Source organism: Dokdonia sp. Dokd-P16, assembly GCF_003095655.1.
Taxonomy (GTDB): Bacteria; Bacteroidota; Bacteroidia; order Flavobacteriales; family Flavobacteriaceae; genus Dokdonia.
Genome location: NZ_CP029151.1, coordinates 3,569,787 through 3,582,186, shown reverse-complemented (window position 1 = coordinate 3,582,186; position 12,400 = coordinate 3,569,787). Strand labels below are relative to the sequence as shown.

Annotated in this window: 15 protein-coding genes; 13 read left to right on the top strand and 2 right to left on the bottom strand. The window is 37.0% G+C overall.

What is annotated here, in order from left to right; translation table 11 throughout:
* Positions 1–26: 26 nt before the first annotated feature.
* The 6 genes from DCS32_RS15835 to DCS32_RS15810 all read left to right on the top strand — a co-directional run bounded on the left by DCS32_RS15835 (position 27) and on the right by DCS32_RS15810 (position 4,465).
* Positions 27–875: a universal stress protein gene (locus DCS32_RS15835; protein ID WP_108879174.1), complete on the top strand. Its 849-nt coding sequence runs from the start codon at positions 27–29 to the stop codon at positions 873–875.
* 63 nt (positions 876–938) lie between these two features.
* Positions 939–1,790: a universal stress protein gene (locus DCS32_RS15830; protein ID WP_108879173.1), complete on the top strand. Its 852-nt coding sequence runs from the start codon at positions 939–941 to the stop codon at positions 1,788–1,790.
* A gap of 97 nt (positions 1,791–1,887) precedes the next feature.
* Entirely contained in the window at positions 1,888–2,727 is an 840-nt protein-coding gene (locus tag DCS32_RS15825) for a restriction endonuclease (protein ID WP_108879172.1), read from the top strand.
* An 84-nt stretch (positions 2,728–2,811) separates the two neighbouring features.
* Positions 2,812–3,222: a hypothetical protein gene (locus DCS32_RS15820; RefSeq protein ID WP_108879171.1), complete on the top strand. Its 411-nt coding sequence runs from the start codon at positions 2,812–2,814 to the stop codon at positions 3,220–3,222.
* A 132-nt stretch (positions 3,223–3,354) separates the two neighbouring features.
* Positions 3,355–3,804: a hypothetical protein gene (locus tag DCS32_RS15815; protein WP_108879170.1), complete on the top strand. Its 450-nt coding sequence runs from the start codon at positions 3,355–3,357 to the stop codon at positions 3,802–3,804.
* A gap of 10 nt (positions 3,805–3,814) precedes the next feature.
* A complete protein-coding gene (locus DCS32_RS15810) occupies positions 3,815–4,465 on the top strand; it encodes a hypothetical protein (RefSeq protein WP_108879169.1) in 651 nt (216 codons plus the stop codon).
* A gap of 82 nt (positions 4,466–4,547) precedes the next feature.
* Here DCS32_RS15810 and DCS32_RS15805 read toward each other — a convergent pair whose 3' ends face one another.
* Together DCS32_RS15805 and DCS32_RS15800 are read right to left on the bottom strand one after the other, a co-directional pair.
* Positions 4,548–4,772 (bottom strand): hypothetical protein, encoded by a 225-nt coding sequence (locus DCS32_RS15805; protein ID WP_204161790.1) that lies wholly within the window; start codon positions 4,770–4,772, stop codon positions 4,548–4,550.
* A 113-nt stretch (positions 4,773–4,885) separates the two neighbouring features.
* Entirely contained in the window at positions 4,886–5,305 is a 420-nt protein-coding gene (locus DCS32_RS15800) for a CBS domain-containing protein (protein ID WP_108879168.1), read from the bottom strand.
* Between the two features lie 230 nt (positions 5,306–5,535).
* Between DCS32_RS15800 and DCS32_RS15795 the strand changes: the two genes are divergently transcribed.
* The 7 genes from DCS32_RS15795 (at position 5,536) to DCS32_RS15765 (ending at position 12,397) form a co-directional block, all read left to right on the top strand.
* Positions 5,536–7,956 (top strand): heavy metal translocating P-type ATPase, encoded by a 2,421-nt coding sequence (locus DCS32_RS15795; RefSeq protein ID WP_108879167.1) that lies wholly within the window; start codon positions 5,536–5,538, stop codon positions 7,954–7,956.
* A gap of 1 nt (position 7,957) precedes the next feature.
* Positions 7,958–8,347: a hypothetical protein gene (locus tag DCS32_RS15790; protein ID WP_108879166.1), complete on the top strand. Its 390-nt coding sequence runs from the start codon at positions 7,958–7,960 to the stop codon at positions 8,345–8,347.
* Between the two features lie 176 nt (positions 8,348–8,523).
* Entirely contained in the window at positions 8,524–8,730 is a 207-nt protein-coding gene (gene ccoS, locus DCS32_RS15785) for a cbb3-type cytochrome oxidase assembly protein CcoS (RefSeq protein WP_108879165.1), read from the top strand.
* A gap of 11 nt (positions 8,731–8,741) precedes the next feature.
* Entirely contained in the window at positions 8,742–10,946 is a 2,205-nt protein-coding gene (ccoN, locus tag DCS32_RS15780) for a cytochrome-c oxidase, cbb3-type subunit I (RefSeq protein ID WP_108879164.1), read from the top strand.
* Between the two features lie 4 nt (positions 10,947–10,950).
* On the top strand, positions 10,951–11,148 hold the full coding sequence (locus DCS32_RS15775; RefSeq protein ID WP_013751852.1) for a CcoQ/FixQ family Cbb3-type cytochrome c oxidase assembly chaperone: 198 nt from the start codon (positions 10,951–10,953) through the stop codon (positions 11,146–11,148).
* A complete protein-coding gene (locus DCS32_RS15770) occupies positions 11,145–12,089 on the top strand; it encodes a cbb3-type cytochrome c oxidase N-terminal domain-containing protein (protein ID WP_108879163.1) in 945 nt (314 codons plus the stop codon). Before DCS32_RS15775 ends, DCS32_RS15770 begins: the two co-directional genes overlap by 4 nt.
* Positions 12,090–12,100: 11 nt before the next feature.
* Positions 12,101–12,397, top strand: coding sequence for a hypothetical protein (locus DCS32_RS15765; RefSeq protein WP_108879162.1), 297 nt, complete (start codon positions 12,101–12,103; stop codon positions 12,395–12,397).
* Positions 12,398–12,400: the final 3 nt, after the last annotated feature.

Here is a 12,400-nt window from a genome sequence, read left to right as displayed (position 1 = left end):
TAGTTTAGACCTATAAAACTAATACTATGGCACATATACTCGTACCAACAGATTTTTCTGAAAACGCTTACAACGCATTATTTTATGCAACTAGATTGTATCCTAATGAGGAATGCATAATAACACTCTTACACTCATTTGAACACCTATTTTCTACAAATACGAGTCGTATAGATATAGGTAGAAATGAGCAATTATACAACGAACTAGAAGCCGATAGTCTAAAGAAGCTTGACACTTTAAAAAATAAAATCATCTTAGATAGCGATGGTATATCGCTCGTTGTAAACCTGATGACTGGAGCACAACCATTATACAAAATGGTAAATAAATGTATCATAAATGATACTATAAATGTAGTTGTAATGGGTACAAAAGGTACTTCTGGAGTAAAAGAAGTTTTCTTGGGTACACAAACTGTAAAGCTTATAAATAAGGTAAAACCTATTCCAGTAGTGGTTGTGCCACAATATGCAACTTACGCTACGCCTACAGATATAGCTTATGCTACAGATCTCAAAATTGACTATGCTCAGTATCCACTAGAAATCATTAAGGAATTAGTAAGACTTCATAAATCCAATCTTTACATCACTCATATTTATAATCAAATGAGTCCTGGAGAGACTGTAGAGACTAACTATAGAAAACTTAAGCACAAACTAGAAGACGTTTCTTACACTACGCACTGGTTGTCTAGTACGACTAAGATGGAAGATGCACTAGGCGTTTTTATTAAGGAACATGATATCAATTTACTAGTATTGATGTATCATAAAAGCGGGTTTTTAAAGAAACTCTTTAATAAATCATTTGTAGATAAGGTTAGTTTTCACTCAGAAATACCCTTACTTATATTACCAGAATCATTCTGATATATATCATAGTTTTTAAAGTTGTACTCCTGTATTTTTAATTAATAATCAAACACTTACAAGATGAAAAAGAAGATTCTAATACCTACAGATTTCTCAAAAAATGCTTGGAACGCGCTCACCTATGCAGCAGATCTTTTTAAGCATGAAGAGTGTTCTTTCATTGTTCTCAATACTTATAGAACTAAGGGTTACAACTTAGGTGATTTGATGGTTCCAGAACCTGGAACACCGTCTTATGAGAGTGCAAAAACATCATCAGAGAAGCACATGGATAAGCTGGTGAGTATGATAGAATTTAGGGATACTAACCCTAAGCATGAGTATGAAATCATCACAAAGTTTGGTGGTCTTATGGAGGTGATGGAAGCTATAATTGAGCAACGAGACATAGAGTTAGTGGTGATGGGTACTAAAGGAGCAAGTAATAGTAGGGGAGCTCTTTTTGGTACAAGTACCATTCTCGCGATGGAAAAACTACGCAATTGCCCTGTGATGGGAGTACCTCTAGATGTACGAGTAGCCAGTCTCAAAGAGATTGTAATGCCTACAGGATATAAAACTCATTATAAGCGTAAAGAGCTTAGTAATCTCACTGCTATTGCAAATCTGCAAGAGGCAAATATCTGTGTACTTTATGTAAATCCAGATGAAAATCTGAGTAAACAGCAAGAAGCAAATAAAGAGTTGCTTGCAGAGTGTCTTGAGGATGCATCGTTTAGTTTTCATCATCTGAGTGGAGTAGATGCTACTATTGGTGTGAGAAACTTTGTAGAAAGCCGTGACAGTGATATGGTTGCAATTATTAATAGAAAGCACGCTTTCTTTGGAAGTGTGTTTACCACACCCATGATCAAGGAGCTCGGTATGTTCAGCAAAGTGCCATTATTAGTGATGCATGATTTACGCAATTAATGATGTGATTGTTACGCTTTCGCGAAAGCGTAATTGCACTATTTAAAAAATCTAAGTCGCTGCAAAATAAATTGATAACATAAACCCAGCTTTACTCGTGATTAAAAAGTCTATCCAAGTTAAGAAGTCCTCTGGTGAAAAAGTAGATTTTTCACTAGATAAACTAAAAGCTTCATTACATCGCAGCGGTGCTGGAGAAAATGACGTAAGTCACATTCTTAATATAGTTCGCGATGAGCTTTATCAAGGCATATCTACTAAAGAAATTTACAATAAAGCCTTTGCATTGCTCAAAAAGAAGAAATCTGTTTTTGCCTCAAAATATAAATTAAAGAAAGCCATTTATGAATTTGGACCTACAGGCTTTCCATTTGAAAAATTTATAGGGCAGGTGTTAAAGCATAGCGGCTATGATACCGAAGTAGGAGTTCTTGTGGATGGAAAATGTGTACAGCATGAAGTGGATGTTGTGGCGAGTAAAGACAACCGAACGCTTTACGTAGAGTGTAAATTTCACGGTGAAGAAGGAAATAATTGCAATGTAAAAATCCTACTGTACATACATGCTAGATATAATGATATTATAGACACATTAAAAAATAGTACAAGCATAAGTACCGAAGGATGGGTAGTGACAAATACCAGGTTTACAAAAGATGCTATAGATTATGGAACCTGCGCAGGTCTTACTTTATTGAGCTGGGATTACCCTAAAAATAACGGGCTTAAGGATCGCATAGACACTTTAGGGTTATATCCTATCACCGTTTCTACACTTCTTACAAAGCGAGAAAAAAACTTTTTACTTGGTAGAGATATTGTGCTCTGTAAACAATTACTAGGAGATAGTTTTTACCTCGACCATTTAGGCATTTCAGAAACTAGAAAGTCAAAAATATTGAAAGACATACAGTTTCTGTGTAATGTAAATGAGTAACAGCTTTATAGCTGATAAATGTCATAGTTTAAGTAGCTGTAGTGCGCTACTTTTAAACTAGTTAACACGTAAAACTCTTTAAGTATGGAAACGACACTGCCACTCACAATAGACCAGTTTCATCAAGATGTAAAAGTCTGGAAATCTAATGTTGCACTTGCAAGCGACGAAATTCAATTTATAGAAAATCTAACACATTCTTACATTTTTGAGCCTAGTACACCTAATCTCTTTGAGCGTTTAGAGCATTATAAAACAGAGGTTTCTAAGATTAAAGTATTACTCAAGAGTATTGATGTTCTACTTGTAAAACATGATGCAGAGTTAAGCGGGATGCTAGAGTGCGATACCGTTTCTTGTGATGTTTTTTTTCAAGAAAAGCACTTGACAATCAAAGAACAATACAGACAATTTATTGATTCTTATAATAAAACTAAGAGTGAGATTTTTAACTATTGCGGTAATATTCTTAAGACAAAAAAAGAAATAACGTAACAATAAAATAAATCCTCATTATGAATGAGGATTGTTTTGAAGAGCCATCTCCTGGTTAGAGGGGAATCAGGAGTGGTTTTTTTACGCTTTCGCGAAAGCGTATTTTCTCTTTTACTAAAATCCCAGCCTATTATGAAACATTCATTCTTTAACCAATATAAGTTCAAATATCTTGAGTGGAATGATGCTCAAGTGATTCACGAGGTAACTTTACAGTGGAAATCACAAATCGAATTCATACATGTTGAACAAGCATTCCTTGGAGAATTACTTACAGAACATACACTCACTTTACTTGCCGAAACTGGGTATGAACATGCAAAGCACCTTGCTGTAGCACTTGATAACTTAGAAAAAGAAATAGTTAAACTACAAGATCGAATTTCCACACATCTCAACGAGATCAAAGTACTTACTGATGGGAAAGATGATTTTCAAGCAGAGCGTACATTTCAAGATGCACACCTATTACTTGAAATGAAAATTGAGAGCTATGTAGATAAATATAATCTTCTCAAGGAAGAAGTGTTTACGACAATGAAAACTGTTTTTGCAAAGAGTAAACACCAACAAATCAACTAAAATAAAGATTATGAGAACCCTAGTACTATGTGTAAGTATTTGTCTAATAAGCTTATTACAAAGTTGTAATAGTTCTGAACTTATTGAAAACTGGAAAAATCCTGAAATCGATGTTTTTCAAGCAGAAAAAGTGCTTGTGCTCGCAATGACCAGCGATATAAAAAACCGAAAGCTTTTTGAAAAAAGACTCGTAGACCAGCTTCAAGAAAAAGGAGTTAATGCTGTAAATAGTGAAACTTTTTTTAATCCAGAATTTACATCCCGTCCACGCACAGAAGAAGAGCTAGGAGATCTAGAAAGAGCAATGCTCTCAGAAGGATTTGACGCCATTTTAATTTCAAAAGTGTTAGGGGCAGAGGATAAAGTAACACTAGTACAGTCGTATCGTAGTTGGGATAAGAGTTTCAATGGTTTTGAAGATGATTATTACGCAAGTCAAGAGCTATATGTAGAGGATGAGGAAATGCAAAAATATACTGTATATCACGCTGAGAGCGCACTATATTGTATTTGTCCTACAAAAGAACGAGAGGTAATCTGGAAAGGATCTATAGATGTTACAGAGCCAGATAATGATCGCAAGGCAATCAAAGATTATATAAGCATGTTAGTATGGGCGCTTGAAGAGCAAGAATTATTAATAATAGGACCTGTAGATTAGTAAGAGTATAATACAGAACGCTAGCAACCTGTGATCTTAATACCACAAGATGCTAGCGTAATTTTTATAAAACTATTAAATTTTAAGAGCGTCCTCGTTGCGGGAAGTCTTCATATCTATCCTCAAAGGTTTTATCTGTAACATAATTGTCTTTAAGAACTTTGTAAACTATTACAACCACAGACGCTTGACCTAGCATGGTGATATAAAACACCCAGTTAAAAGCTAGATTCATTGTGGCAAAAATGGTGACTGTAATCAAAAGTAGGGTAGTGATCGCTACCCAATGCATCGCTGTAATTTTCATAATTATCTTTTCTACTAAAGATAATAATTTTTGTAACTATTTAAAAGTGAGCACAGAAAAAGAGGATAATCGCACACAGCAATATCCTCTTTTTGATTTTATAGAGCTATGTTCTAAAATTGCTCGAGTAAAAACTGAATTAAATCTGTAGTAGTTACGATACCTACTAGCGTACCTTCCTGAAGAACAGGAAGCGCGTGAAATTCTTTATTTGCTAGAATTTGTGCTACTTCTTTGATTGTAGTTTCTGGAGCAACACTTACAAGTTTTTTTGCCATTACTTGCTCTACGGTAAACATATTATAAACTACAGTATCTACCTCTTGCTCATCTTCATTTATTGCATCTGCAAAGCTTATTCTTAGTAGATCTGTATAGCTTAACATCCCAATGATATGATTTCCTTCTACTACGGGAATGTGTCTTATTTGATGTTCCTTAAAGAGTTGCTCTGCATGCTCTAAGGAATCTGTTGTTTTTAAAGTAACCAGATTTGTGGTCATTATGCTAGAAATAGGAGTGCGCTTTTTCATTGTTGTTTAGTTTAATTATAGCTCAAAAATAACCGAATCTTGATGTGTAAAAGATGATATAAATCAGCTTTGCACATAAATGGAAGAATCAATTTCAAAGCTTATACAAACACAAGCGTTCACTTAAAAATTTACCTAAAGCTGATATTTATCATAATTTAAAAACCAACATAATCTCAAATTTGCTGTAGGTATAATGGACTTTTTATAAGTCTGAGCAAATTAAAATTATGGATAATTGTTTCCATTGTGGTGATCCCTGTACAACGGTGATACACCATCAAGAAAAATCCTTTTGTTGTCACGGTTGCAAGACGGTGTATGATATCTTGAGCGATAACGATATGTCGTATTATTACGACCTTGAGAATACGCCAGGTACCTCTCCGCTACTTCAAGAAGGTAAATTTGACTTTTTAGAAAATGAACAGGTCGTTGCCAAACTTTTAGAGTTTGATGAGCAAGGAACACAAGTTGTATCCTTATTAATTCCTACCATACACTGTAGCTCTTGCATTTGGGTACTAGAAAATCTAAACAAATTGAATCCTGCGGTCAAAACCGCACAAGTAGACTTCCCTAAGAAAACCATAAGAATCACATACTCATCTCAGGAGTTGTCACTACAAAATCTGGTGATCCTTCTGGCAAGGATAGGCTACGAGCCTTACATTTCACTAGATGATACCACAAAGAAGAAAAAGACGGTAGATAGGAGCTTGACGTATAAGCTAGGCGTGGCTGGGTTTGCTTTTGGAAATATTATGTTTTTATCATTTCCTGAGTATTTTGAGGTAAGTGAGTTTTGGCTAGATAAGTATAAATATGTTTTTAGAGGGTTAATGCTCTTGTTTGCCATTCCGGTTGCCTTTTATTCTGGCCGTGACTATTTTGTGTCTGCATATAAAGGCTTGCGGTCTAATATACTTAATATCGATGTGCCTATCGCCATTGGTATTTCTGTACTATTTATAAGATCTACCGTAGAGGTTTTGATGGATTGGGGTTCGGGATTTTTTGACAGTATGGCGGGACTTGTATTCTTCTTATTGCTGGGCAAGTACTTTCAGCAAAAGACCTATGCATACCTCTCTTTTGAGCGCGACTATAAGTCGTATTTTCCTATTGCTGTAACACGATTATATAAGGATGATAACGCTTTCGCGAAAGCGCAACCTTCAAGAAAAGAAGAGCAAACACAAGTATATGATCTCAAGAAAGGTGACCGAATTTTAATACGGAACAGCGAATTATTACCCGTAGATGGCGTTTTAATTACTGGAAATGCACTTATAGATTACAGCTTTGTCACAGGAGAAGCAGAACCAGTAGCCAAAAAATCTGGTGATCAGTTATTTGCTGGAGGGAGACAACAAGCAGGATCCATAGAAGTAGAAGTGTTGAAGCCAGTGGCGCAAAGTTACCTCACACAATTATGGTCTAACGAAATATTCTCAAAAGGAAGACAGACTGTTTTTGAAACCCTCACAGATAGTATAAGTAGGCGTTTTACAGTGAGTTTGCTCATTATTGCTGCCATTGCAACGGCTTACTGGCTATTTATAGATGCATCAAAGGCGCTGCAAGTATTTACTGCAGTTCTCATTGTGGCTTGCCCTTGCGCTATCGCGCTAGCAGCACCATTCACCTTAGGAAATATACTACGCATTTTTGGGAGACATAAACTGTATCTAAAAAACAGCGGTGTTATTGAGCAGCTTGCTCACATAGATACGATAGTCTTTGATAAAACGGGAACACTTACCACGAGTGCAAAAAGTGTAATCTCTTATGAAGGTGTAGCGCTTACACCAGAAGAAGAATCGCTATTAACTAGCACACTGAGAGCTTCAAACCATCCCTTGAGTAGATCGCTTTATGACTTACTAGAATCTCATGATATAAAAACACTTGACTCCTTTACCGAAGAGATAGGACAAGGCATTATAGGAACGCATAATAATCATACGATTAAAGTAGGTTCTTACGGGTTTGTAGCAACTACACAAGGATCTCTTTCTTCGGCAGGGGCAGGGCGTACTGCTGTTCACATAAGTACAGATAATGAGTATAAAGGATGCTACCTTTTTTATAATGAGTACAGGGAAGGTGTACAGTCACTTTTTAGTGAATTAAAAAGTAACTACGAGATTATTATTCTTTCTGGAGATAATGCTGGAGAACGTATTTTTCTATCACAGATACTGCCAGAGAATGCGACACTACTTTTCAACCAGAAACCTGGAGATAAATTAGACTTTATAAAAGGCTTGCAAGAGCAAGGAAAGAATGTCTTAATGGTGGGTGATGGACTTAATGACGCTGGTGCGCTAGCGCAGAGTCATGTAGGGATTTCTATCTCAGAGAATGTAAATGTTTTTTCGCCAGCTTGTGATGGGATTCTAGACGCTTCAAGATTTACAGATATAGCTACTTTTTTAAGACTCTCACACAAAGGAGTGCGCATCATCAAGTATGCTTTTATATTCTCATTATTTTATAATCTCATAGGCTTGGGATTTGCTGTTACAGGTAATCTTGCTCCTGTAGTGGCAGCTATTTTGATGCCGCTTAGCTCTATCAGTATTGTCTTATTTACAACCATTGCCACCCATTTTATGGGAGGAAATCTCACTTCAAAAAAACATTAATATGAACAGTGTTATTAGTATACAGGATACATATCAACTAGCTCAAATAGCATTTGAAAAACCATCTTACACCGAGCGTGATCTTATGGGGCTGTTTCATAAATCTGCACATAAAAAGGCAGACCAAACGGTTTTTGATACTTGGGTGCGAGATACTGAAAAACGAATCTACAGTTTACAGAATGACTCTAAAGGGGCATCTTCCGCTTGTAGTACGGTAAGTCTGACTATTGCTGCTAGGCTACATATGTATATAAGAGTAATTACTCGTTTTGAACAACAGTTCATGATGAGTTGTCCATGCGCCGCCACTAGTGCAAGTCCTATACTTAATAGGCTTAAAAAAATATCACAAAGTGCGCAGGTGGCATTGTTATATGTGGAAGTGTAAGTGCCGCGCTCATGATGACAAGTCGATATATAATAATTGCTTTTTAAAGAAACGGATACGGTAGAAGAGTAGCAGTTTTTCGCGTAAGCATATCCAAAACAATTTATCTAAAACTGACAATTGTCATAATTCAAAAACAACTTCAATCTTAATTTTACATCATAATTCAGGTAGGTATGAGTATTATTTATATGCTTCTCGCAATCAGCGTTGTTGTTGCTCTCGTCTTTTTTGCCGCATTTATTGTGTCTGTAAGAAAAGGGCAATATGATGACACCTATACGCCATCTGTGCGTATGCTTTTTGACGATGAGTTAGTAAAAGAAAAAAGTGCTCCAACAACTCCTGAGCCAATTGAAAAATCCATCCAAATAAAAGAGTAACTAATCAAACTATGGAAGTACAACAATTCTATTACGATAATAAAATCGTACGAAAATTTATAGTGGCTACGATGTTTTGGGGCATTGTGGGAATGAGTATAGGGCTACTTCTAGCCTTTATGTTTTTATTCCCTAATGTAACAGACGGCATCTCGTGGTTGAGTTTTGGGCGTTTACGTCCGTTACACACTAATGCAGTCATCTTTGCCTTTGTAGGTAATGCTATTTTTGCAGGGGTATATTATTCTTCGCAGCGTTTGCTTAAGGCTCGTATGTGGAAAGACTGGCTGAGTAATGTAAACTTCTGGGGATGGCAAGCTATCATTGTGGGAGCTGCAATTACACTTCCGCTAGGGTTTACCACATCAAAAGAATATGCAGAGCTAGAATGGCCATTTGATATTGCGATTGCTCTTATATGGGTAGCTTTTGGAGCCAACTTGATAGGTACAATCCTTAAAAGAAGACAGCGTCACTTGTATGTTGCTATCTGGTTTTATCTAGCAACCTTTGTAACCGTAGCGGTATTGCATATTGTAAACAGTATGGAGCTGCCAGTGAGTGCTCTTAAAAGTTACTCTATATATGCTGGAGTGCAAGATGCGCTAGTACAATGGTGGTACGGTCACAATGCGGTTGCATTTTTCTTAACCACTCCTTTCTTAGGGTTGATGTACTACTTTGTACCTAAGGCGGCAAATAGACCTGTGTATTCTTACAGACTTTCTATTGTACACTTCTGGTCACTTATATTTATCTATATCTGGGCGGGGCCTCACCACTTATTATATTCTGCATTGCCAGACTGGGCACAGAATCTTGGTGTAGCATTCTCCATCATGCTTCTTGCACCTTCATGGGGAGGAATGATAAACGGACTACTTACACTCCGTGGAGCGTGGGATAAAGTACGTACAGATCCTGTTCTTAAATTTATGGTTGTTGCGATTACTGGTTATGGTATGGCAACCTTTGAAGGGCCTATGCTCTCGCTTAAAAATGTAAATGCAATCGCTCACTTTAGTGATTGGATTATTGCTCACGTACACGTAGGAGCACTTGCCTGGAACGGTTTCTTCACATTTGGTATGGTATACTGGATGGTTCCAAAATTATTCAAGACAAAATTATGGTCTACTAAACTAGCTAACTTCCACTTCTGGATAGGAACGTTAGGGATTATACTCTATGCATTACCTATGTATGTTGCAGGTTTTGTACAAGCCTTTATGTGGAAACAATTTAATCCAGATGGAACGCTTACCTACGGTAATTTCTTAGAAACAGTAAGTGAGATTATCCCTATGTACTGGATGCGTGCTATAGGTGGTAGTATGTTTATAGTAGGAGCCCTTATAGGTGTTTATAATATGATTATGACTGCTCGTGCAGGGAGCAACGTTACAGATGAACTTGCAGAGGCTGCTCCTTTACCTAAAGTAACTAAGAAACGTACCTCAAAAGAAGGTTACCATACATGGTTAGAAAGACGCCCGGTAAAGCTTACCATTTTTGCAACTATCGCTATTCTTATTGGAGGTATGGTGCAAATTATACCATCACTTATTGTAGATGATTATATCCCAGTGATATCCAGTGTGAAGCCATATTCACCACTAGAACTGCAGGGTAGAGATATTTATATACGAGAAGGATGTGTAGGGTGTCACTCTCAAATGGTACGACCATTTAGAAGCGAGGTAGAGCGCTATGGAGAATACTCAAAAGCAGGAGAATATGTTTATGATCACCCATTTTTATGGGGAAGTAAGCGTACGGGTCCAGACCTTATGCGTGTAGGAGGAAAGTACAGTGATAACTGGCACTTGAATCACTTCTATGATCCGCAGAGTACTTCGTCTGGTTCTATTATGCCATCTTATAAATGGTTATTGCGTAGAGAGCTAGATAAAGATCTTACAGAGACAAAGATGGAAGCGATGGTAACCTTAGGTGTCCCGTACACTCCAGAAGATATTGCAAATGCGCAAGAGTCTATGACGGCGCAAGGAATAGCAATAGAGAAAAACCTCTACTCAGATCCAGACTTTGCAAAAACTTATGAGGCAGATAAAAAGTATGCCGAAGAAAACGGTGAAGACTTTGTAGAGATGCGCAACCGTGAGGTGGTAGCTCTTATAGCTTACATACAACGACTAGGAACAGATATTAAAGTTAAAAACGCAGATGGAACATCAACCATCTTAAACGACTAGCACCATGTTTAAATTTATAAAAGGAAACTTAGAAAATATAGATGGAGTGGAGATCTATCCTATAGTGTCATTACTCATATTTTTCATCTTTTTTGCTGCACTATTCTTTTGGGTATTTACAGCCAAAAAAGCACACATCACAGAGGTAAGTAACATCCCGCTTAATGATGATACACTCAACGTAAATACTATAGAAGAATGAGAACGACAGCATCATTTTTGAGAATACTAGGCTTTTCACTATTAGGATATTTCCTCATAGATTACGTAGGGACTACAGGGGAGACTTCTGTATTTCTAGAGCAACCATGGGTCTGGGCTATACTAGGCGTAATCATGCTTTTTTATACAGCAGGAGAAGTGAGCATGGCTGCGCTGCGCAATGTCCTTTACAATACGCTTAAGCCACAAGCACAAGCAAAGTTTGATGAGGAGCAAGCACTTGCAGAAGCAAATCAGTTTAAGTGGATTAAAGAGAAGTATAAAGCATCTCTAGGAAGTAAAGAGATAGCTCAAGAGCATGAGATTATACTGGATCATAACTATGACGGTATACAAGAACTTGATAACAACTTGCCGCCATGGTGGGTATATATGTTCTACGCATCTATAGTCTTTGCGGTAATTTATCTAGTACGTTTTGAACTACTAGACGATTATAACCAGGCCGAAGAATATGAAGTTGCTGTAGCAGAAGCAAAGGCAGAAATAGAAGAATGGAAAAAAACAGCTAAAGATCTCGTAGATGTAAACACGGTAACACTACTCACAGATGCTAGTGATATTAATGCCGGTAAAGCCATTTTTACAAATAACTGTATTGCTTGTCACAAAGCAGACGGTGGTGGAGGTATAGGACCTAACCTCACAGACCAACACTGGATTCTAGGTGGAGGAATTAAAAATGTCTTTAAAACTATCTCAGAAGGTGGTCGTGATGGTAAGGGTATGATTTCTTGGAAGTCCGAACTTAAAGCAGCAGAGATGGCACAGGTAGCTAGCTTCGTGTTAAGCTTACAAGGCACCATGCCTGCAGAGCCTAAGGAAGCAGAAGGTGAGTTATGGGTAAATCCAGATGCACCAGCAGCACCAGTAAAGGATGTTGTTACAGATAGCACAGCAGTGCAATTAACGAGTAACTAAATAATAGAAGGATGATTCAAGATATAGCGATTGCATTAAGTTCAAGTACTGCTCCAATAATGAAGCCTTATTATGAAAATGATAAGACTAAAATTATAGCAATAGGACTTAAAAAGGATGTTGTACTAGAAAAACATACAGCACCTAGCAAAGCGCAAATCTTGATTATACAAGGAGCGGTCACTTTTAGAACAGCGACTTTCTCAAAATCTATAGACACCTATGAGACTTTTGAAATACCATTAGAGGTAGCCCATGAGATTATAGGTGATACAGACAGTATTTTTCTGTTAATCTTATCTAAGTAATAT